This window comes from Mesorhizobium sp. B2-4-3, assembly GCF_006442815.1.
Classification (GTDB): domain Bacteria; phylum Pseudomonadota; class Alphaproteobacteria; order Rhizobiales; family Rhizobiaceae; genus Mesorhizobium.
Genome location: NZ_VFVL01000014.1, coordinates 80,238 through 101,968 on the forward strand (window position 1 = coordinate 80,238; position 21,731 = coordinate 101,968).

20 protein-coding genes are annotated in these 21,731 nt (G+C 63.9%); 11 read left to right on the forward strand and 9 right to left on the reverse strand.

Annotated features, from left to right (window positions below):
* Positions 1–54 precede the first annotated feature (54 nt).
* Complete coding sequence (locus FJ956_RS15575) at positions 55–2,040, reverse strand: CocE/NonD family hydrolase (protein ID WP_140679048.1); 1,986 nt, start codon at positions 2,038–2,040, stop codon at positions 55–57.
* A 187-nt stretch (positions 2,041–2,227) separates the two neighbouring features.
* Here FJ956_RS15575 and FJ956_RS15580 point away from each other — a divergent pair, with 187 nt between their 5' ends.
* Together FJ956_RS15580 and FJ956_RS15585 are read left to right on the forward strand one after the other, a co-directional pair.
* Positions 2,228–2,482, forward strand: a complete 255-nt coding sequence (locus tag FJ956_RS15580; RefSeq protein WP_140679046.1) for a BrnT family toxin — start codon at positions 2,228–2,230, stop codon at positions 2,480–2,482.
* Positions 2,469–2,780: a BrnA antitoxin family protein gene (locus FJ956_RS15585; protein WP_140679043.1), complete on the forward strand. Its 312-nt coding sequence runs from the start codon at positions 2,469–2,471 to the stop codon at positions 2,778–2,780. The genes FJ956_RS15580 and FJ956_RS15585 overlap by 14 nt, the downstream gene beginning before the upstream one ends.
* Positions 2,781–2,790: 10 nt before the next feature.
* Here FJ956_RS15585 and FJ956_RS15590 read toward each other — a convergent pair whose 3' ends face one another.
* The 4 genes from FJ956_RS15590 to puuE are packed head-to-tail and all read right to left on the reverse strand — an operon-like array spanning position 2,791 to position 6,189.
* Positions 2,791–3,384 carry a nucleoside deaminase gene (locus FJ956_RS15590; protein ID WP_140679040.1) on the reverse strand — a complete coding sequence of 198 codons (594 nt, stop codon included), beginning with the start codon at positions 3,382–3,384 and terminating at the stop codon, positions 2,791–2,793.
* Between the two features lie 10 nt (positions 3,385–3,394).
* Complete coding sequence (locus FJ956_RS15595) at positions 3,395–3,886, reverse strand: ureidoglycolate lyase (protein ID WP_140679038.1); 492 nt, start codon at positions 3,884–3,886, stop codon at positions 3,395–3,397.
* The gene (locus tag FJ956_RS15600) at positions 3,883–4,743 is read right to left on the reverse strand and encodes a bifunctional allantoicase/(S)-ureidoglycine aminohydrolase (RefSeq protein ID WP_140679036.1); all 861 of its coding nucleotides are present in this window, start codon (positions 4,741–4,743) and stop codon (positions 3,883–3,885) included. Before FJ956_RS15600 ends, FJ956_RS15595 begins: the two co-directional genes overlap by 4 nt.
* Positions 4,744–4,764: 21 nt before the next feature.
* The gene (gene puuE / locus FJ956_RS15605; RefSeq protein WP_140679034.1) at positions 4,765–6,189 is read right to left on the reverse strand and encodes an allantoinase PuuE; all 1,425 of its coding nucleotides are present in this window, start codon (positions 6,187–6,189) and stop codon (positions 4,765–4,767) included.
* A gap of 168 nt (positions 6,190–6,357) precedes the next feature.
* Between puuE and uraH the strand changes: the two genes are divergently transcribed.
* The 4 genes from uraH to xdhC are packed head-to-tail and all read left to right on the forward strand — an operon-like array spanning position 6,358 to position 11,531.
* On the forward strand, positions 6,358–6,732 hold the full coding sequence (gene uraH, locus FJ956_RS15610) for a hydroxyisourate hydrolase (RefSeq protein WP_140679032.1): 375 nt from the start codon (positions 6,358–6,360) through the stop codon (positions 6,730–6,732).
* 4 nt (positions 6,733–6,736) lie between these two features.
* Positions 6,737–8,212, forward strand: coding sequence for a xanthine dehydrogenase small subunit (gene xdhA / locus FJ956_RS15615; RefSeq protein WP_140679030.1), 1,476 nt, complete (start codon positions 6,737–6,739; stop codon positions 8,210–8,212).
* Positions 8,212–10,575: a xanthine dehydrogenase molybdopterin binding subunit gene (xdhB, locus tag FJ956_RS15620; RefSeq protein WP_140679028.1), complete on the forward strand. Its 2,364-nt coding sequence runs from the start codon at positions 8,212–8,214 to the stop codon at positions 10,573–10,575. Before xdhA ends, xdhB begins: the two co-directional genes overlap by 1 nt.
* 53 nt (positions 10,576–10,628) lie before the next feature.
* On the forward strand, positions 10,629–11,531 hold the full coding sequence (gene xdhC, locus FJ956_RS15625) for a xanthine dehydrogenase accessory protein XdhC (RefSeq protein WP_140679026.1): 903 nt from the start codon (positions 10,629–10,631) through the stop codon (positions 11,529–11,531).
* A 25-nt stretch (positions 11,532–11,556) separates the two neighbouring features.
* Here the strand turns inward: xdhC and dps are convergent, their stop codons facing one another.
* The gene (gene dps, locus FJ956_RS15630) at positions 11,557–12,045 is read right to left on the reverse strand and encodes a DNA starvation/stationary phase protection protein Dps (protein WP_140679024.1); all 489 of its coding nucleotides are present in this window, start codon (positions 12,043–12,045) and stop codon (positions 11,557–11,559) included.
* Between the two features lie 226 nt (positions 12,046–12,271).
* Here dps and FJ956_RS15635 point away from each other — a divergent pair, with 226 nt between their 5' ends.
* Positions 12,272–13,102, forward strand: a complete 831-nt coding sequence (locus FJ956_RS15635) for a PhzF family phenazine biosynthesis protein (RefSeq protein WP_140679022.1) — start codon at positions 12,272–12,274, stop codon at positions 13,100–13,102.
* 6 nt (positions 13,103–13,108) lie between these two features.
* On the opposite strand, the gene FJ956_RS15640 is transcribed toward FJ956_RS15635, so the two are convergent.
* The 3 genes from FJ956_RS15640 to FJ956_RS15650 form a co-directional block, all read right to left on the reverse strand.
* Positions 13,109–14,359: an LLM class flavin-dependent oxidoreductase gene (locus tag FJ956_RS15640; RefSeq protein ID WP_140679020.1), complete on the reverse strand. Its 1,251-nt coding sequence runs from the start codon at positions 14,357–14,359 to the stop codon at positions 13,109–13,111.
* Positions 14,356–15,330, reverse strand: a complete 975-nt coding sequence (locus FJ956_RS15645; protein WP_246681610.1) for an LLM class flavin-dependent oxidoreductase — start codon at positions 15,328–15,330, stop codon at positions 14,356–14,358. The genes FJ956_RS15640 and FJ956_RS15645 overlap by 4 nt, the downstream gene beginning before the upstream one ends.
* 379 nt (positions 15,331–15,709) lie before the next feature.
* On the reverse strand, positions 15,710–16,630 hold the full coding sequence (locus FJ956_RS15650; protein ID WP_140684919.1) for a LysR family transcriptional regulator: 921 nt from the start codon (positions 16,628–16,630) through the stop codon (positions 15,710–15,712).
* A 299-nt stretch (positions 16,631–16,929) separates the two neighbouring features.
* Here FJ956_RS15650 and FJ956_RS15655 point away from each other — a divergent pair, with 299 nt between their 5' ends.
* The 4 genes from FJ956_RS15655 to FJ956_RS15670 all read left to right on the forward strand — a co-directional run bounded on the left by FJ956_RS15655 (position 16,930) and on the right by FJ956_RS15670 (position 21,453).
* Positions 16,930–18,156 carry a urate hydroxylase PuuD gene (locus tag FJ956_RS15655; protein WP_140684918.1) on the forward strand — a complete coding sequence of 409 codons (1,227 nt, stop codon included), beginning with the start codon at positions 16,930–16,932 and terminating at the stop codon, positions 18,154–18,156.
* A gap of 2 nt (positions 18,157–18,158) precedes the next feature.
* Positions 18,159–19,472 (forward strand): guanine deaminase, encoded by a 1,314-nt coding sequence (guaD, locus tag FJ956_RS15660; RefSeq protein WP_140684917.1) that lies wholly within the window; start codon positions 18,159–18,161, stop codon positions 19,470–19,472.
* Between the two features lie 221 nt (positions 19,473–19,693).
* Positions 19,694–20,197, forward strand: coding sequence for a heme-degrading domain-containing protein (locus FJ956_RS15665; RefSeq protein ID WP_140684916.1), 504 nt, complete (start codon positions 19,694–19,696; stop codon positions 20,195–20,197).
* Complete coding sequence (locus FJ956_RS15670; RefSeq protein WP_140684915.1) at positions 20,194–21,453, forward strand: glycerate kinase; 1,260 nt, start codon at positions 20,194–20,196, stop codon at positions 21,451–21,453. Before FJ956_RS15665 ends, FJ956_RS15670 begins: the two co-directional genes overlap by 4 nt.
* Positions 21,454–21,731: the final 278 nt, after the last annotated feature.

Genomic DNA, 21,731 nt, shown 5'->3' on the forward strand with positions numbered 1-21,731 from the left:
GCGACATGCGGTGGCGTAAATCGCACGTCGCATTTGGACCAATCTTGCTTCGGCTCAAACCAGCGAGCGGGGAATCGCCTGCTCGAAGTCGCGTTCGAAGACCAGCTTTTCGCCTTCATAGGCTTCGATTCTGGCGCTGACGATGAAGTTGCCGGCGTCCGATCGCATCTCGGCAAAAGTTTCGGTCCGCACCGACCATTCATCGCGCGACAGTGTCTGCGTCCAATGCGTGGCTCCGGTGGCCGACAGCGGGTCGTCGGGATGGATCGTCCATGTCTCGCGCACGATGCTGCCATTGGCCAGCCCATGGTCGAGGTCGCGCACCTCGCCGAAATCGTCGGTTATGGAGAGTGTGACCAGACCGGTCTTCTCGTCGCGATCGACATGGCGTTCGGAATTCGCCTGCCTGATTGTCTCGGTCGCCCATGGCGTCGCGCCTTCCGGCTCAGGGAACGAAACCTCATTGCCCTTCGCTGGCGGGCGCAGCGGCAGCCTCAGCTTGGCCTTGGCGAGATCAAGCCGCACCGGTTCCGGCGAGGGCCAGATCATCGGCCAGTAGGCGGTCGAAACGGCGATGCGCAATCTATGGCCGGCCGGCACCCGGTAGGCGCATTGGTCGAGCACGACGCGCGCCGAAACCGTCTCCCGGGGAACCAACGCTTCGGGGAATTCATGCGAGTTGCGGTGGGTCAGATTGAGCACGCCATAGGAGATCAGCTCCGAGGCGCCGTCCGGATGCACGTCGCAGAGCCGCACCGCGATGTTGGCCTGGGGCCGGTCGGAAGCAACCCGGACCTCGAGCTCCGGCGCCCCGACGATGTCGATCGCCGCGCCGAGTTCAGGCTGGTCGAAACAAACCGAAAGCGCGTCATCGTGGCGTTGGTCGCCCGGCAGTTCCGGCCCGAAGGTGAAGGGAAAATATTCGCCGCCGGCAAGTCCGCAGGTCTGCGGCGACGCGACGATTGAGGGCTTGGCGCCTGCGGAAAGCAGTTCGATCGCCTCGATCTTGATGTTCGGCGACGGCCATTCCTGTTCCGCCACCCAGCGGCCCGGCCGCTCCGGATGCCAGCGCGCCGGCCGCACGCTGTCCATGACATAGGCGCGGTAGTTCGGATCGGCCTCGACGCGGGTTTCCGCGCCCTTCAGCCAGCGGTCCCACCAGCGCAACGCCTCCTGCAGGAAGCCGATGGCCGGTTTGGGTCCGGCGTAATGCGGGTATTTGTGGATCCAGGGACCGACGATACCTTTGACCGGCGATTGGATGTTGGTGACGAGATTGGAGATGGTGTTGCGGTAGCCGTCATGCCAGCCGCCGATCGACAGCACGGCCGCTTTCACCGCCGAAAAATCCTCGCAGATCGAGCCGCGCTTCCAATAGGCGTCGCGATGCTGGTGGCTGAGCCAGAGCGAGAGGAGAAAAGACTGGTTCTCCAGCCGGCTGAGCCACAGGTCGCGCCAGCGATTGCCGCCGGCGATCGCCGGATCCGGCGGCCGCGACGAATAGGACAGCATCGTCGAGGCCCAGCCGAAATTTTCCAAGAGCAGGCAGCCGCCCTTGTAATGGATGTCGTCGGCATAGCGGTCGACGGTCGAGCACAGGCTGATCGCCGCCTTCAGCGCCGGCGGTTGTTTCGCGGCCACCTGCAGGCAGTTGAAGCCGCCCCAGGAAATGCCCATCATGCCGACATTGCCGTTGCACCAGGGCTGCGCCGCCGCCCAGGCGATGACGTCGCAGGCGTCCTGCAATTCCTGCTCGGAATATTCGTCGTCCATCAGCCCTTCGGAATCGCCATTGCCGCGCATGTCGACGCGGATCGACGCGTAGCCGTGCCCGGCGAAATAGGGATGGGTGAGCTGGTCGCGGAAGATAGTGCCGTCGCGCTTGCGATAGGGCAGGTGCTCGAGGATCGCCGGCACCGGATTGTCGGTTGCGTCCTCCGGCATCCAGACGCGCGCCGACAGCCGGCAACCGTCCGGCATGACGATGCCCATATCGGGAAATTCGACGACCTTGCGGGGAAATTCGGTGGCGGTTTTCATGGGGCGCATAACGCTCCGCGGCGTGGCGACTTTCAATCGCCAATCGCGACTGGAGCATTAAAAAACGCGACCTGGGTCGTTAGCGAACGCACCCTCCGATCATCCCGCTTCCTCTTGTATTTCTCGATCAATTTGTGTATTACGTTTATTCACGTGGCCCTGATGTAGACAGACTGGACGATCTCGCCTGAAAATCGTTTGGGATGAGCCAAAACGGGTGACGAACCTCGCAAGCCAGGGTCTCGACTTCGCCGATCTCGATATCGAGTTTTTTGCCACGTCAATCGTCCTCCCGGCCAAGGCCAGTCGGCTGAAGGCGATTGGAGAATTTGGAGAGATCATTCTCGCTGTGATCTTCAAGCCGCTTGGTTCCGAAGCGATCTCGGTGATCTCGATGCGTCATGCCAGCCGAAAGGAAAGGTCCGTGTATGAGCAACACTAAGTCACACATTCGGCGGCTTACCGATGCCGAGGAAGCCGAAATTCAAAGACAGATTGCTGCCGATCCCGAGGACGGGGAGGCGACCGACGAACAGCTGGCACAAGCCAAGCCTTTCGCGGAAGCGCTCCCGGAGCTTTTCGAGAGCATAAGGCGTTCCCGTGGCCGACCGGCCCTGGAGAAACCAAAGCAAGTCGTCTCCATCCGCCTGGACCAGGACGTTGTCAGAAAATTCAAGGCGACCGGCAAGGGTTGGCAGGCAAGGATAAATGAAGTGCTGAAAAACGCGAAGGTAAGGTAGGCTATACGCGTCAGTTCAGCGGAATGTCGTTCTCGGCCTTGCTGGCCTGATAGGCGCCTGACAGCTCGTCATAGCGCGCCGCAATCCTGCCGATCCTTGCCTCCAGCCGGTTGCGCTCGGTCTCAGGCAACGCCCGCACCAGCCGGCGTATGGAAAAACTCTTCCAATAGGCGTTCTCGGCATTGTAACCGCCGGGGTCGAGGGTGAAGACCTCTTTCAGGATTTTCAGATCGTGCGGGATGGCAAAGCTGTCGCGCGAATCCTCGTGGCTGAACAGGTAATAGAAATTGTCGAAGCCGGTCCAGGTGATCGCCGACAGGCAGAGCGAGCAGGGCTCGTGGGTGGCCACGAACAACGCGTCCTTGGTGTCGACGCGCTCGGCCTTGGGCATCTCGTAGAAGCGCTTCAGGCAATGCACCTCGCCATGCCAGAGCGGATTTTCGATCTCGTTGTTGGTCTCGGCCAGCACCAGCGAGCGGTCGTCTTTCCGCAGGATCGCGGCGCCAAACAGCTTGTTGCCATGTGCAACGCCTTGCGCCGTCTTCGGCACGATGTCGTGTTCGATCACGTCGAGCAGGCGGTCGATCAGCGAAACGTCGGTCATGGGAAAGCTTTCAGGGGAGGTGGATCTCGTAAGGGTGCGAGAAATGGAACTCTTCGAGATTGGGGCCGTCGCCGCCCCGGTCGACGATGAGGAAATCCTGTTCCTCGCCGATCGGCGTCAGCACGCCGTGCCAGAAGTTGCGGCGGTAATTGATGCCTTGTCCTGGGCCGGCGACAAAAGCGTGCGGCTCGCTGGGTCCGTCCTTCGTGTCGTGGCAGACGACGACCAGGAACGGGCGCGGCGACAGCGGGATGAACGCCTGGCTGCCCAGCGGATGGCGCTCCACCATGGTGAGCTTCAGCGGCATCTCATAAGGCGTGCCGCGCACCATCGAGATCAGCACACGCGCATTTGGCCCGACGGCGTCTGCCGTGGCGAGGTCGTGATAGCGCATCGCCTTGCCGCCATTGATCGGGAAGCGGTTGTCGCCGCCCATGTCGATGACGTCGCCGAAGGGCGCGAAATTTTCGCGTGTCAGCGGTCGGGCGACGATGCGGCTCACCGCGCCTTGCCCCCAAGATAGCCGCCCAGCCTGGCGTGACGGTTGACGTCCTTGTACAGCAGGTAGCGGAAATTGCCGGGGCCGCCGGCATAGCAGGCCTGCGGGCAGAAGGCGCGAAGCCACATGAAATCGCCGGCCTCGACCTCGACCCAATCCTGGTTGAGGCGGTAGACCGCCTTGCCTTCCAGCACATAGAGCCCGTGCTCCATGACATGCGTCTCGGCGAAGGGGATGACCGCGCCTGGCTTCAGCGTCACGATGGTGACGTGCATGTCGTGGCGCATGTCGGCCGGGTCGACGAAGCGGGTCGTTGCCCAGCGCCCTTCCGTGCCCGGCATCGGGCTCGGCGCCACATCCCGGTCGCTCGAGAAGAAGGCTTCCGGCGCGTCGAGGCCGTCGACAGCCTCATAGGCCTTGCGGATCCAGTGGAACCGGGCAGCAGTGCCGCTTTCGTTGCGCACCGTCCAGCCACTGGATGGCGGCAGGAAGGCGAAGCCGCCGGGGGCAAGCACGTGTTCTTTGCCGCCAAGCGATACGGTGAGCTCGCCCTCGACGACGAACAGCATGCCCTCGGCGGCGGCATCGAGTTCCGGCCGCTCGCTGCCGCCGCCGGGCAGAACCTCGACGATGTATTGCGAAAAGGTCTCCGCGAAGCCCGACAGTGGCCTTGCGATGATCCAGGCCCTCGTCTTGTCCCAGAACGGCAGCGGACTGGTGACGATGTCCTGCATCACGCCCCGGGGGATGACCGCATAGGCCTCGGTGAAGACGGCGCGGCCGGTCAAAAGCTCGTTCTGGCCGGGATGGCCGCCATGCGGGGCGTAGTAGGTTCGCTCGGCAGTCTTGATCATATCCATGGGGTCCTGACCCTCAAAACATTACAAGGGAAGCATGTCTTTCAGCCGAAGCAGGGCGATGCGTTCGACCTGTCTGCAGGCGGTTTCGAGCTCGGTGCCGCGGCTGTTGCCGATCCGCGCCTCGAACTCCGCCAGGATTTCGTCCTTGGTCTTGTCCTTGACCGCGATGATGAAGGGGAAGCCGAAGGTGGTGACGTAGGCGGCGTTGAGTTTCGAGAACAGCTCGCGCTCCTTGTCGGTCAGCGCGTCGAGCCCGGCGGAGGCCTGCTCCTTGGCCGATTCCACTGTCAGGCGCTTGGCCTTGGCCAGCTTGCCGGCGAGGTCCGGGTGGGCGTTCAGCACGGAAAGTCGTTCGGCTTCGTTCGCCGCGCGGAAGACGCGGCAGAGCGCGTTGTGCAGGCCGCCGGCGCTGTCATGCGCAGGGCCGAGCTCCAATTCGTAGGCGCGCTCGGCGATCCAGGGCGAATGCTCGAACACGCCGCCGAAGGCGTGCACGAATTCCTCGAATTCCATCCGCGACGGACGCAGCGCCGGCGCCTCGTAAGGGTGCGTCTCGCGCCAATGCCTGGCGATGTCGATGCGCCGCGTCAGCCAAACCTTGTCGTGCGACTTCACATAGTCGACGAAGCGCTTCAAGGCCGCCACACGGCCCGGCCGGCCGACCAGCCGGCAGTGCAGGCCGATATTCATCATGCGCGGCCGGCCTGCCTTGCCCTCGGCATAGAGCGTGTCGAAACTGTCCTTCAGATAGGCGAAGAACTGGTCGCCCGAGTTGAAGCCCTGCGGGGTCGCAAAGCGCATGTCGTTGGCGTCGAGCGTGTAGGGGATGATGAGCTGCGGTTTCTCCAGCCCGTCGCGGTCGAACCAATAGGGCAGTTCGTCGTCATAGGTGTCGGAGACATAGTCGAAGCCGCCTTCCTCGGCGACGAGCCGCACCGTGTTGACCGAGGTCCGGCCGGTGTACCAGCCGGTCGGGCGCGCGCCGGTGATCTCGTAATGCAGCTTGATCGCCTCTTCGAGATCGCGCCGCTCGTCCTCGGCCGCATGGTCGCGATAGTCGATCCATTTCAGCCCGTGCGAAGCGATCTCCCAACCAGCCTCCTGCATGGCGACCACTTGGTCGGGCGAGCGCGCCAACGCCGTGGCGACGCCATAGCAGGTCACCGGCACCTGCGCTTCGGTGAACAGCCGATAGAGCCGCCAGAAGCCCGCCCGCGCGCCATACTCGTAGATCGATTCCATGTTCCAGTGGCGCTGACCGACCCAGGGCGCGGCGCCGACGATCTCGGACAGGAAGGCTTCGGAAGCCTTGTCGCCGTGCAGCACGCAGTTCTCGCCGCCTTCTTCATAGTTGACGACGAACTGCACCGCGACATGCGCGCCGCCGGGCCATTTCGGGTCCGGTGGATTGACCCCATAACCGCGCATGTCCCTATCGTAACGCATTGCTACTCCTGCCCGATGGTTGAGATGAAGATATCGAAAGGAGTGCGCATGCATTCCCCCGAAAATTTTTGAAAGTGCTTTTTGCCGCACTCCGCTCGACCGGGGCTTATGCATCGCCTTTAATAGGCGCACAATCGACCTGAAACGTACCGGGATGGGAGGCGGCCAGTGGCAGAAACGTCGAAAGCCGATGGCGGGCGCCTGACGACCCACGTGCTCGACACCGCGACCGGCCGGCCGGCAAAAGGCCTGTCGATCGGCCTTTTCCGCATCGAGGGCCAGAGCCGCGCGCATCTCAAGACGGTCGCCACCAACGATGACGGGCGCTGCGACGCGCCGCTGCTCGCCGGCGCCGATTTCCGCACCGGCGAATATGAGCTGGTCTTCGCCGCTGGCGACTATCTGCGCGGCCAGGGTATCGACCTGCCGCAACCCGCTTTCCTGGACATCGTGCCGATCCGCTTCGGTATGGCGGAGCAGCGGCATTATCACGTCCCGCTCTTGATTTCGCCCTATGGCTACTCGACCTATCGGGGGAGCTGAGGTCATGGCTGAGACCCGCAATCAGATACGCTTTATCCTGAACGGCTCCGACGTGGCGCTGAAAGACGTCGCACCCGATGCGACCTTGCTCGACTGGCTGCGGCTCAACCGTTCGCTGCGCGGCACCAAGGAAGGCTGCGCCGAGGGCGACTGCGGCGCCTGCACGGTGCTGGTCGGTAAGCTCTCCGCCGAAGGTCTCGTCTACGAAAGCGTGAATGCCTGCATCCGCTTCATGGGCTCGCTCGACGGCACCCACGTCGTCACCGTGGAGCATCTACGCGGCGACGGCGAAAAGCTGCATCCGGTGCAGCAGGCGATGGTCGATTTCCACGGCTCGCAATGCGGCTTCTGCACGCCGGGCTTCATCATGTCGCTCTATGGGCTGTGGATGAAGACCCCCGATCCGTCCAACGCCGCGATCGAGAAGGCGCTGCAGGGCAATCTCTGCCGCTGCACCGGCTATGAGGCGATCATGCGCGCCGCGCACGCCATTTCGAGCTACGGCAAGGCGTCGAAGGATCCGCTGGCTTTGGAGCGCAAGGAGATCACCGCGCGGCTGAAGGCCTTGCGCGATGGCGCCAGGGTCGAGGTCGGGTCGGGCAAGGCGCGATTGATCGTGCCGGCCAGCGTCGACGATTTCGCCGCCATGCTCGAGAAGGAGCCGGGTGCCACCATCGTCGCCGGCTCGACCGATGTCGGCCTCTGGGTCACCAAGCATATGCGCGACATCTCGCCGGCGATCTTCATCGGCGGCCTCGACGGCTTGCGGACGACCTCGGAGAATGACGGCGTCATCACCATCGGCGCCGGCGTCACCTACAGCGAAGCCTTCGAGATGCTGTCGAAGCGCATCCCGGCACTGGGACCGCTGGTCGACCGCATCGGCGGCGCGCAGGTGCGCAACATGGGCACGATCGGCGGCAATATCGCCAACGGCTCGCCGATCGGCGACACGCCGCCGCCGCTGATCGCGCTCGGCGCGCAGCTGACGCTCCGCAAGGGCAAGGCCCGCCGCACGATACCGCTCGAAACCTTCTTCATCGCCTATGGCAAGCAGGACCGTCAGCCCGGCGAATTCGTCGAATCCGTGCATGTTCCGGTGCCGGCGCGGGGCGAAAAGTTTGCCGTCTATAAGGTCACCAAGCGCCGTGACGAGGATATCACGGCGACGCTCGGGGCATTCTGCCTGACCTTGGCCAAGGATGGCACGGTGGCCGACATCCGCATCGCTTATGGCGGCATGGCGGCGACACCGAAGCGCGCCGGCGCGGTCGAGAAGGCGCTGATCGGCAAGGCCTGGAACGAGGCGACGGTGGAGGCTGCGATGGCCGAATACGCCAAGGATTTCACGCCGTTGACCGACATGCGGGCGACCGCCGAATACCGGGCGCTGGCAGCGAAGAACCTGCTGTTGCGCTTTTATATCGAGACGACCGGAACGAAGGCGCCGTTCCAGGTCTCGCGCGACGAGGCGGCCTGATGAACAAGCACGCCACTCCCAATTCGAAGGCGGAAAAGATCCTCGGCGGCGTCGCCACCGACCAGCGACACGATTCCGCACACAAGCATGTCAGCGGCGCCGCAGTCTATATCGACGACATGACGGAGCCTGCCGGCACGCTGCATGTCGGCCTTGGCCTGTCGAAGGTCGCGCACGGCACGCTGAAAAGCGTCGACCTGTCGGCGGTGCGCTCGGCGACCGGCGTCGTCGATGTGCTGACCTATGCGGACGTTCCCGGCGAGAACGATGTTTCGCCGAGCAACATGCATGACGACCCGGTGCTCGCCGAAGGCAAGGTGCAGTTTTACGGACAGCCGATCTTCGCCGTCATCGCCGAGACGCGCGAGGAAGCGCGTCGCGCCGCGCGGCTGGCGAGGATCGAGTATGACGAGCTTCCGGCCGTCGTCGACATCTGGAACCTCGATCCGGTCAAGGACAAGCAGGTCACCACGCCGCTCATCCTGAAGCGTGGCGACGCGGCGGCGGCGATCGCGGCGGCTCCCCGCCGCATCAAGAACCGCATGTGGCTCGGCGGCCAGGACCACTTCTATCTCGAAGGCCAGGTGTCGCTCGCGATCCCCGGCGAGGACGACGAAGTCATCGTCTATTGCTCGACGCAGGGCCCGAGCGAGACGCAGCACTTGGTCGCCCATGCGCTCGGCGTGCCGAGCCATGCTGTCACGGTCGAAGTGCGCCGCATGGGCGGCGGCTTCGGCGGCAAGGAGACCCAGGCCAACCAATGCGCGGCGATCGCCGCCATTGCGGCCAAGAAATTGAAGCGCACGGTCAAGATCAGGCTCGACCGCGATGAGGACATGACCGCCACCGGCAAGCGGCATGATTTCGCCATCGATTACGAGGTAGGCTTCGACGACGAGGGCAACATCCTCGGCGTCGACTTCACCTATGCCTTGCGCTGCGGCTTTTCCGCCGATCTGTCAGGTCCGGTCGGCGACCGCGCGCTGTTCCACTGCGACAACGCCTATTTCTATCCGGCGGTGCACGCCAAGTCGGCGCCGCTCTACACCAACACCGTCTCCAACACCGCCTTCCGCGGCTTTGGCGGCCCGCAAGGCATGGTCGGCGCCGAGCGCGTCATCGACGAGGTGGCCTTCGCCGTCGGCAAGGACTCGCTCGAAATCCGCAAGCTGAACTTTTACGATCCCATGGAGGCGATCGGCGAGCGCAGCGTCACGCCCTACCACCAGAAGGTCGAGGACTGCATCATCCAGCGCATTGTGGCCGAGCTGGAGGAAAGCGCGAACTATGCGCGGCGCCGCCGCGAGATCAGCGCGTTCAACAACAACAGCCGGTTCGTGAAGCGCGGGTTGGCGATGACGCCGGTAAAGTTCGGCATCTCCTTCACCAAGACGGAGGCCAACCAGGCCGGCGCGCTGGTGCATGTCTATGCCGACGGTTCGGTCCATATGAACCATGGCGGCACCGAGATGGGCCAGGGCCTGCATCTCAAGGTGGCCCAGGTCGTGGCGGAAGAATTCCAGATCGATCTCGACCGGGTCAAGATCACCGCGACCACCACCGCCAAGGTGCCGAACACCTCGCCGACGGCTGCTTCCTCCGGCGCCGACCTCAACGGCATGGCGGCGCAGGACGCCGCCCGCCAGATCCGCAAGCGACTGACCGATTTCGCCGCTGACAAATATCAGGTGCCCCACGACCAGGTCGTGTTCCTGCCCAACCGGGTGCGCGTCGGCAACCAGGAAGTGGCCTTCAACGATCTGGTCAAGCAGGCCTATATCAACCGCATCCAGCTCTCGGCGGCCGGTTTCTACAAGACGCCCAAAATCCATTGGGACCGTAGCAAGGGCCGCGGCCACGCCTTCTACTATTATGCCTATGGCGCGGCCTGCTCGGAGGTTTCGGTCGACACGCTGACCGGCGAGTATGTCGTCGAGCGCACCGATATCCTGCATGATGCCGGCCGCTCGCTGAACCGGGCGATCGACCTCGGCCAGATCGAAGGCGGGTTCATCCAGGGCATGGGCTGGCTGACGACGGAGGAATTGTGGTGGGACGACAGCGGCCGGCTGCGCACGCATGCGCCGTCGACCTACAAGATCCCGCTCGCGTCCGACCGCCCAAAGATCTTCAACGTCAAGCTGACCGACTGGTCGTCGGCCTATGAGCCGACCATCCATCGCTCAAAGGCGGTCGGCGAGCCGCCGCTGCCGCATGGCATGTCGGTGCTGCATGCGCTCTCCGACGCGGTGGCAAGCGTCGCCGACCACAAGATCTGCCCGCGCCTCGACGCGCCGGCAACGCCGGAACGGGTGCTGATGGCGATCGAGCGATTGAGGCAGGAAGCCGAAAGGCCGGCCTAAAACGTGCAATTCGGGCCGAAAAACCTTATATTTCGGCAACAGGAATGCAGACGATGAACTCGAAAGCTCAAGAGTTGAAGGAATTCTTCGGCCGGGTCGGCCGGGCTGCATTGGTTGAAGTGGCGGCGACAAAGGGTTCGACGCCGCGCGAAGCCGGTGCTTTCATGCTTGTCTCGGCATCGTCGATTTTCGGCACCATCGGCGGCGGCCAGCTCGAATATATGGCGATCGACAAGGCGCGACAGATATTGAATGCAGGGCAGCGGTCGCGATCTCCAGCCAGTGAAGCCCGTATCGAGGTCGATGAGGTCTGCGCCACGCTTGACGTTCCGCTCGGGCCGGAGATCGGCCAATGCTGCGGCGGCCGCGTCGAGGTGTCGATCCGTCTCGTCGATGCTTCGCTGGAGCAGCAACTGATCGCCAAGGCTGAATCGGAAGAGGCGCATCTTCCGCATGTCTATCTCTTCGGCGGCGGCCATGTCGGCCAGGCGCTGGCCGCGTCGCTGGCATTGCTGCCGATCCACGTGGTAGTCGTCGAAACCCGATCCGAGGCGTTGGAAGGCATGCCGGAAACGGTGGCGACGCGGCTGACGCCGATGCCTGAAGCCGTCGTGCGCGAAGCGCCGGCGGGATCGGCCTTCGCCATCCTCACCCACGACCATGCGCTGGATTTCCTGATCGTTGCCGAGGCGCTGAAGCGCGACGACACCGCCTATGTCGGCATGATCGGTTCCAGGACCAAGAAAGCCACTTTCAGGAACTGGTTCCTGAAATCGGCCGAGGGCAGCGAAGCCCAGTTCGGCCGGCTTATCTTGCCGATCGGTGGCAATGCCGTGAAGGACAAGCGCCCGCCGGTGATCGCCGCGCTTGCCGCCGCCGAGATCATGACCGCGCTGGTGTCGCATGCCTTGGATACGCCAAGCTCCGCCGGCGCTGAAAAGGCGATGGCCGGCTGATCCGGCCAAGCAAGAACAGTCCCGCTTATTCCTTTTCCTGCGTGTGCGCCTCGAGGAACCACAGCAATTTATCGAGCGAGCGCGAATAGGCGGTGAAGATGTCCGCCGTATCGCGATCGCCGGCATCGTCCGCCTCGTCGATCGCTTCACGGGTCAGCTTGGCGGCCGTGGCATAGCGGTCGATCAACGCCGCCAGGTGATCCTTGGTCTTGTGGATGTCGGTCGGATAGGGTTTTAGCCTCGTCGCCTTCGACACGTCCTGCGAGGTGCCATGCGCGGTGCCGCCGAGCTGGACGGCGCGCTCGGCGACGATGTCGACATGGCCGTCGATCTCCTCGCGGAATTCATCGAGCATCTCATGGATGGCGATGAATTGCGGGCCTTTGACGTTCCAGTGCGCCTGCTTTGTGATCAGGGCCAGATCGATGGCGTCGGCAAGCCTGGCGTTGAGCAGGTCGATCGATTCCTTCTTGGCATCGGATTTGAGGTCGTTCTTGGTGACGATGGCGTCCATGGTTGGCTCCTGTCGCGCTGCATCGATGGCTGGGGGGCGGCCTTGCGCACCGCCAATCGCCAAACGGCGATGAAGCAAGTTCGTTCCGTCACCAAGAGCACCGAGGATACCGGGAGATATGACTGGCACTCACAGCTGCTCGTCGCTTTCGTCGTTTCCCAAACGGGGTTGAACCGTGTTTTCTGCGCGCCTGACGAATACGAATTTTGATCATGGGGCGAGCGACATGGACGTTTTGCGGATTGCGGCATTTTCGGACGGGAACACCGGCGGTAATCCGGCCGGCGTGGTGATTGGCGAAGCCTTGCCCGATGTCATGGAGATGCAGCGTGTCGCTGCCGAAGTCGGCTTCTCGGAAACCGCCTTCGCCGCGCCCGAGGGTGAAAGCTGGCGCGTGCGCTATTTCTCGCCGGAATCGGAAGTACCGTTCTGCGGCCATGCCACGATCGCGTTGGGCGCGGCGCTGGTCGGAAAGTTCGGCGACGGCGTCTTCAAGCTTACCCTCAACCAGGCCGACATCACCGTCGAAGGCTTTCGCGATGGCGCCAACTTTGCCGCCGCTTTGCAGTCGCCGCCGACGCGCAGCCGGTCGGCTTCGTCGGAACTAGCCGGCGAGGCGCTCGCCTTGTTCGGCTATGAGCCGGGCGATCTCGATCCCGCCATTCCGCCGGCGCTCGCCCATGGCGGCGCCGATCATCTCGTGCTGGCGCTGAAGTCGCGCGAGGCGTTGGCCGCCATGGTCTATGATCTGAAGCAAGGCCAGTCCTTCATGCGGCGCGAAGGCCTGGTCACGATCCTGCTCGCCCATGCCGAGACGCCGCGCCTCTTCCACACCCGCAATCCCTTCGCTTCCGGCGGCGTCTATGAGGATCCGGCGACAGGCGCCGCGACCGCGGCCTTTGCCGGCTATCTGCGCGACCTCGGCTGGCCGCATGGCGGCTCGATCGACATCGTCCAGGGCGAGGACATGGGCATGCGCTCGCGCCTCCACGCCGATATTCCGCCGACCGCCGGCAGCTCGATCAGGGTGTCCGGAGCCGCCCGGCTGATGGACTGAGCAAACTTATATCGGTCGCTTCAGACCAAGATGTTCGCGCAGCGTGCGGCCTTCATAGTCCCTGCGGAACAGCCCGCGCCGCTGCAATTCCGGCACAACCAGCGTCGCGAAGGCGTCGAGCTCGCCCGGGAACCAGGACGGCATCACGTTGAAGCCGTCGGCGGCGCCGCCTTCGAAGCGCGCCTGCAATTCGTCGGCAATCTGTTCGGCGGTTCCGACCACGCGCCAATGACCGCGCGCGCCGGCAAAATATCGCGCGAGCTCGCGGATCGATAGCCCGTCGCGGCGAGCCTGCTCGATGACCAACGCTTGCCGGCTCTTCATGCCTTCGCTTTCCGGCAGTTCGGGCAACTGCCCATCGATCGGGTAGCGGCCGAGATCGGAGATGCTGAGATAGCTGGAGAGCAGCGCCACGCCGACATCGTCGGGGATCAATTCCTGCAACGCATCGTATTTGGCCTGCGCCTCGGCTTTCGTCGCGGCCACGATCGGCGCCACGCCGGGCATGATCTTCACATCGTCCGGCTGTCGTCCATAGGCGGCGAGCCGTCCTTTGAGGTCGTCATAGAAGGCTTTGGCGTCCTCGAAAGTCTGCGCCGCCGAGAACACGACATCGGCGGTCCGGGCGGCCAGATCCTTGCCGTCGTCGGAGGCGCCCGCCTGCACCATCACCGGCGCGCCTTGCGGCGAGGGCGGAATGTCGAGCGGATCGCGCACCGAAAAGCTCTCGCCGTCATGGCCGGCCGCGCGCCGGTTCCACAAGCCGATGATCACCGTGGCGAATTCCCGCGCCCGCGCATAACGGTCGGCATGCGGCCGCAAACCGGTCGCGCCGAAATTCGCGGCCTCGATCGGACTGGCCGAGGTGACGAGGTTCCAGCCGGCCCGCCCGCCGCTCAGATTGTCGAGTGAGGCGAACATGCGCGCCAAGCCGTAGGGCTCGTTGTAGCTGGTCGATGCCGTGGACACGAGGCCGATGCGCTCGGTCTGCGCGGCCAACGCCGAAAGCAGGCTGATCGGCTCGAAGCCGATCGAGCGCGAGGTCTGGCTGGCGATATTGACATTGGCCTCGCGCAGGCCGGCGGCGTCCTCGCAGAACACCATGTCGAACTTCGCCGCTTCGGCCGTCTGCGCCAGTGCGATGTAATGGTCGATGTCGATACCGGCCGTCACATGCGCATCCGGATGACGCCAGGCGGCGATGTGATGGCCGGTCGCCCACAAAAACAGGCCGAGCTTCATCTGACGCGCGCTCATGGCTTGCTGTCCTCACTCAACCCAAGGCGATCGCGCAGCGTCTTGCCCGGCTTTGCCTTGGCAAATCCGTGTCGCTTGAGATCCGGCAGCAATCGCTCGACTAAAGCCTCCAGGGCGGCGGCCCGAGGCTGCACAGTCAGAACGATACCGTCGCAGCCGGATGAGAGGCATAGATCCTCCAGACCACGGCCATCGTGTTCCGGCCCCGCATCGGCCATCGCCAGCACCTTGATCGTCACCGGGTCGCGCCCCGCCTCGTGCGCCCTGCGCTTGATCTCATCGCAGGTCGCTCTCGCGCCCGACGGTTCAAGCTTGTCCAGCAGCACGACATCGGCGCGGCGGCTGGCGAAATCGAGCTCGGTCCCTGCCAAGCCGGACATCACCAGCACTGGCACGTCTTGGGGCGAGCGTGCGACATTGAGCGGCCCGCGCACCGAGAAGAATTCACCGGTGAAGTCCGCCGGGTGCATCTTGTCCGGATCGTGGAAGCGGCCTGATGCCTTGTCGAACAACAAGGCGTCATGTTCCCAACCGATCCACAAGAGTCGCACAATGTCGATGAACTCCCTGGCGCGGCGGCGAAAATCATCGTCGGAGAAACCTTCCGGCCGGCTGAAATTCGCAGCTTCGCGAGGGTTCTGCGCCGTCGTGGCGTTCCAGCCGATGCGGCCATGGCTGATGATGTCGAGCGAGGCAAAGCGGCGCGCCAGGTTGTAGGGCTGATGCGCGAGCGTCGAGGCGCCGGCGACGAGCCCGATCTTGTCGGTCACCGTCGCCAAAGCGGCCAGCAGCGTGGTCGCTTCGAACGGGCTGCTCGACGGCTTATCGGCGGAGTCGGAAATGATGACCATGTCGACGCCCGCCGCTTCCGTCTTGCGCACGAAGGCGCTGATTTGGCCGAAGTCCAGGACGTCCTGTCCGTCGGTGGCGGCGATGTTGAGCGAAATGGCCAGATGCATGGTGCTGCCCATTCGGCTGCCAGAAATCGGCAGCCGTTCTGGCTACCAACCTAGGCTCGCCTTCGCGCAAGGCAACGGGATAGAGTGGGCCACCAGACCGTCACTTGCCGGCCAGCCATATACCTTGGCGATTGGCCTGAACGCTTCTCGCATCGTCATTCTATGGCGGAGCAAGGAGCAAGGAGCGAAGCGGCGCGACGCAGACCATAGAATCCATTCCGTGACGTCGAAGCGTTGCGATGGTGCAGAATTCTGCTCCGCAGCACCTTACGATTAAAGTCACGGAATGGATCCTATGGTCTGCGTCGCGTCGCGTCGCGTCGCTTCGCTCCGCCCGTGGATGACGACGTCACGGACGCTTCGGCCAATCGCGACACAGCGCTACCAGCTCTTACTTTCCGGCCAAGATATCCTTGATCAGCCGCTGGCAGCGCTCAGCCATGAAGTCGAGCAACAGCCGCACCTTCGGATCCTGCAGCTTTTTGTGCGGATAGACGGCGGCGAACTGCACCGGCGTCGGCGGCGCCTGGGGCAGGATCACTTTCAGCCGCCGGTCGCGGATGAATGGCTCGACCTCGAAACGAGGCTTGTTGATGATGCCGCGCCCCGACAAGGCCCAGCCGGTCAGCACGTCGCCGTCGTCGGTGTCATAAGGGCCGTGCACCTCGAATTTGTGCGGTCCGCTCGGCGTCTGCAGCGTCCAGACATATTCGCGCGCGCCGGCATAGCGCAGCATCAGGCAGTCGTGCTTCTTGCCGATCAGCTCCTGAGCCTCGGCCGGTTCGCCGCGCGCTTCGAGATATTTCGGCGCCGCCACCAGCACGCGCTCGCATTCCATGATGCCGCGCATCCTGAGGCTTGAATCCTCGATGATGCCGAGCCGGAAGGCGACGTCGATGCCTTCCTTCATGATATCGACATTGTGGTCGGAAAGCCTGAGCCGCACCTCGATATCGGGGTATTTGTCGTGGAAATCCGGAATGCCGGACGCGATCAGCCGCCGGCCGAGGCCGAGCGGCGCCGTGACCCTGATGGTGCCGCGCGGCTGGCCGGAAAGTGCCGCGACCGCGGCTTCCGCTTCGGTGATCGCGTCCAGCACCTGCTTGGCGCCGGCGTAGAACACCGTGCCGTGCTCGGTCGGCATCAACTGCCTTGTCGTGCGATTGAACAGCCTGACCCCAAGATGCTTCTCCAGTTCCTTGATGCGGTTGGAGGCGACGGCCGGCGAAATGCGCATGTCGCGCCCCGCCGCCGACAGATTGCCGAGCTCGACGACACGGACGAAGACGGCGATGTTGTCGAGATAGGCCATGCGGCGGCTTCCGTGGCTCTTAGACGGCTGCGCGAAGGTGTGTGGAGATTCAGGTGATGCCGGCCTGCAAACGCCGGGTTCCTGCGCTTCCGGTGCTCACGTACTTCAAGTACGCTCCGCTCCGGTTCTCGAAACCCGCCGTTTTCGGCTCGGCCTGATCTGAATCCTCACACACCTTAGGCAACCCTAGTATTTTCCATTTTTTTTTGAAAGTCATCGCGCACCTCGCCTCTTTTCGTTTGCGCGCCAGCCCGTAAAGTCCCTCTCATCGGCAAGGACGAGTTCCCAGGGGCCACTCGATGACGGATTTCGCGATTTTCTGGGACTGGCTGAGTTTTGCGGTCCGCTGGCTGCATGTCATCACTGGCATCGCCTGGATCGGCTCATCCTTCTATTTCGTCGCCCTCGACCTTGGCCTGCGCCAGCGTCCCAGCCTGCCCGCCGGCGCCTTCGGCGAGGAATGGCAGGTCCATGGCGGCGGCTTCTACCATATCCAGAAATATCTGGTGGCGCCGGCCGAGATGCCGGAACACCTCACCTGGTTCAAATGGGAATCCTACGCCACCTGGCTGTCGGGCTTCGCCATGCTCTGCGTGGTCTACTATGCCGGCGCCGATCTCTTCCTGATCGACCCCAACGTGCTCAACATCTCGGTGCCGGTCGGCATCCTTCTGTCGCTCGCCACCATCGGTGTCGGCTGGATCGTCTACGATCTGCTCTGCCGCTCACCGTTGGGTAAAAGCGATACCGGGCTGATGCTGGTGCTCTACTGTGTGCTGGTGTTCATCGCCTGGGGGCTTACACACCTCTTCACCGGCCGCGCCGCCTTCCTGCATCTCGGCGCCATCACCGCCACGATCATGTCGGCCAATGTCTTCATGGTCATCATCCCCAACCAGAAGATCGTCGTCGCCGACCTGATCGCCGGCCGCAAGCCCGACCCGAAATACGGCAAGATCGCCAAGCAGCGCTCGCTGCACAACAACTACCTGACCTTGCCGGTCCTGTTCCTGATGCTGTCGAACCACTACCCGCTGGCCTTCGGCACTGAGTTCAACTGGATCATCGCCTCGCTGGTGTTCATCATCGGCGTGCTGATCCGGCACTATTTCAACACCGTGCATGCAAGGAAGGGCAACCCGACCTGGACCTGGCTGGGTGCTGCCGTGCTGTTCGTGATCATCATCTGGCTGTCAACCGTGCCAAAGGTGCTGACCGGCGAGCCGAAGACCTCCGCCGCCTCCGCCGCCGCGCAGGTCTACATCGCCTCGGCGCATTTCCCGGCCGTGCGCGACACAGTGCTTGGCCGCTGCTCCATGTGCCATACGGAGGAGCCGGTCTATGAAGGCATCTACCATGCGCCGAAGGGCGTGCTGCTCGACACCGATGAGCGCATCGCCGAGCATGCGCGCGAGATCTACATCCAGGCCGGCCGGGCGCATGCCATGCCGCCCGCCAATGTCAGCCAAATAACCGACCAGGAACGGGCCCTTCTGGTCGCCTGGTTCGAAGGCGCCGGAAAGTGAGCATGACATCGAAACTTCTGCGCGGCCGCACGCTGTCCTTCCTGCGTTGGCCCGAAACGATAGACGATCATTCCGCCTGGCGTTACGAGGAGGATGGCGGTCTGCTGATCGAAAACGGCAGGATCGTTGCCGCCGGCTCCTATGCGGAGGTCTTGAAGAAGGCGGGTGCCGGTGTCGAGACGATCGACCATCGTCCGCATCTCATCTTGCCCGGCTTCATCGACGCGCATGTGCATTTTCCGCAAATGCAGATCATCGCTTCCTATGGCGCCGAACTGCTCGACTGGCTGAACAAATACACCTTTCCGGAAGAGTCGAAGTTCCAGAACGCGCAGCACGGACGCCGCATCGCGCGGCTGTTCCTCGACGAAATGCTGCGCCACGGCACGACGACGGTCGCCGCCTATTGCTCGGTGCACAGATCGTCCGCCGAAGCCTTCTTCGCCGAGTCGCATGAACGCAACATGCTCAACATCGCCGGCAAGGTGATGATGGACCGCAATGCGCCCGACGGCGTGCTCGACACGCCCCAGACCGGCTATGACGATACCAAGGCGCTCATCGCCGAATGGCACGGCAAGGGCCGCCAGCTCTATGCCATCACGCCGCGCTTTGCCATCACCTCCTCGCCCGAGCAGCTGGAGATGGCCGGCGCGCTATGCCGCGAATATCCCGATTTCCACATGCAGACGCATCTGTCGGAAAACCACGCCGAGATCGCCTTCACCCAGGAGCTCTATCCCTGGTCGCGCGACTACACCGACGTCTATGAGCATTACGGCCTGCTCGGTAAGAAAAGCCTGTTCGGCCACTGCATCCACCTGTCGGAACGCGAGGCAGACGCGCTGTCGCAGTCGGGTTCGGTGGCGGTATTCTGCCCGACATCCAATCTTTTCCTGGGCTCCGGCCTGTTCGACTACCAGCGCTATCGCCGGCGCGAGAAGCCGCTCAGGATCGCAGCCGCGACCGATGTCGGCGGCGGCACCAACTATTCGATGCTGCGCACCATGGACGAAGGCTACAAGGTGATCGCTTTGAACGGCGAGAAGCTCAACCCGTTCCAATCTTTCTGGCAACTGACGCGCGGCAATGCCGAGGCGCTCTCGGTGGCCGACAAGGTCGGCACGCTGGACGAAGGCACCGATGCCGATATCGTCGTGCTCGACGCCCACGCCACGCCGGGCATGCGGCTCAGGATGGAGACGGTGGAAACGCTGGCCGAAGAGCTCTTCCTGCTGCAGACGCTGGGCGACGATCGCGCCGTGCGCGAGGTCTATGTGGCGGGGCGGCCGGCGAAGAGCGCCATTACGGCGTGAACCCCGTCACCCGGATTGCCAACCGAATTGCGAAGGGCAATTCGGGGCAATCCGACCTCTCCCCGAGGGGAGAGGAGCGAGCCGGCGCTGGCGCCAGCCTCTTCTCCCCACCGGGAAGAAGGTGGCCGCGAAGCGGCCGGATGAGGGGGCCTCCGCGACGGACGCTTGACCGGGCAGAGGTTGTCGTACAAACGACGGTGTCGATTTTCGGAGAAAGAGATATGGCCACCGCCGACGACATCGCTCTGATCAAGAAACAGGAAGCCACGCTGGTTTTCCCGGCCTTCGACGAGGCCGTCGCTTTCAAGATCGGCTCTGCCATCAGGGACCGGGCGCTGAAGGAAAACCTGCCTGTTATCGTCGACATCAGGACCTTCGACCGGCCGATCTTCTATGCCGCGATGCCTGGCTCCAACGCCTCCAATCCCGATTGGGCGCGGCGCAAGATCAATGTCGTGAAGCGCTATCTGAGAAGCACCTATCGCTTGGTGCTGGAACAGCAGCGGCCCGACCGCACTTTCAAGGTCGGTGAGGGCCTGGACATCGCCGACTATGTGCTGGCCGGCGGCGGCTTTCCGGTCACGGTGAAAGGTGCCGGCGTCATCGGCGTCATCGCGGTCTCGGGCCTGCCCGAGCGCGAGGACCATGGCGTCGTCGTCGATGCGCTCTGCGCTCATCTTGGCATCGATGCGAGCGGGCTCGCGCTGCCGCCGGAAGAAAAATGACCGACCCGAAAACCTTTCTGACGTCGATCTTCAATGCCGCCGTCGCCGCGGCCGATCCGGAAAAGACGATCCGCAATCATTTGCCGGCGAAGCCGAAGGGCCGCACCATCGTCATAGGCGCGGGAAAAGGCTCGGCGCAGATGGCGGCAGCCTTCGAGAAGGTCTGGGACGGCCCCATCGATGGCCTTGTCGTCACCCGCTACGGTTACGGCGCCAGATGCGAGCGTATCGAAATCATCGAGGCGGCGCATCCGGTGCCGGACGCCGCCGGTCTCGAGGCATCGCGCCGGCTGCTGGAGAAAGTTCGGGGCCTGACCGCTGACGATCTGGTGGTCGCGCTGATTTCCGGCGGCGGCTCGGCCCTGCTGCCATCGCCCGCTCCCGGGCTGACGCTTGCCGATGAGATCGCCGTCAACGAGGCGCTGCTTGCCTCCGGAGCCCCGATCGCGGCGATGAACACCATCCGCAAGCATGTCTCGACCATCAAGGGCGGACGCCTGGCCGCGGTCGCTCATCCGGCGCGCGTGGTGTCGCTGGTCGTTTCCGACATTCCCGGCGACAATCCGGCGCTGGTCGCATCGGGACCGACCGTTCCCGACACCGGCAACCGCGCGGATGCGCTGGCCTCGATCGCCGCCTATGGCATGAAGCTGCCGGTTTCGGTGATGGCGCATATCCAGTCGCCGGCCGCCGCCGCGCCGCGTCCCGACGATCCGCGCTTTGCCGGCAACGAGGTGCATCTGACCGCCTCGGCCGGCGTCTCGCTGGAAGCGGCTGCCGCCGAAGCGAAGCGGCAAGGCATCGATGCCGTCATCCTGTCGGATGCGATCGAAGGCGAGGCGCGCGAGGTCGGCGGCGTCCACGCGGCGATCACGCGCGAAGTGGCGACGCGCAACCGTCCCTTCAAGAAGCCGGTGCTGATCCTGTCCGGCGGCGAAACGACCGTGACGCTGCGCGCCAAAGGCAAGGGCGGCCGCAACTCCGAATTCCTGCTCGCCTTCGCTATCGGCATCGACGGCGTGAACGGCATACATGCGTTGGCCGCCGACACCGACGGCATCGACGGCTCCGAGAACAATGCCGGCGCCTTCGCCGACGGCTCGACGGTCTCGCGCATGCGTGCGGCAGGTGCCGACGCCAAGGCGATGCTCGCCGGCAACAACGCCTGGACGGCCTTCAACGCGGTTGGGGATCTGTTCGTGCCAGGTCCGACCGGTACCAACGTGAATGATCTGAGGGCGATTCTGGTTCGGTAGCGCAATAAGCGCTGACGTCGTCATTCCAGGGCGAAGCAGGAGCGCAGCTCCGTCGCGGAGATATTGAATTCCTTTGCTCTGCTGCGGTGGAAAAGCTTTGAGACGCCGGCGGGACAGCGCCCCCCTCTGTCCTGCCGGACATCTCCCCCACAACGGGGGAGATTGGCAGCGTCGCGCTCTCGCTTACTCCTGCAACGCTGGAGATTGGCGCGGCGTAGGAGATTGGCGAAAGCAGCGGCGACGGCCGATCTCCCCCCAAGTGGGGGAGATGTCCGGCA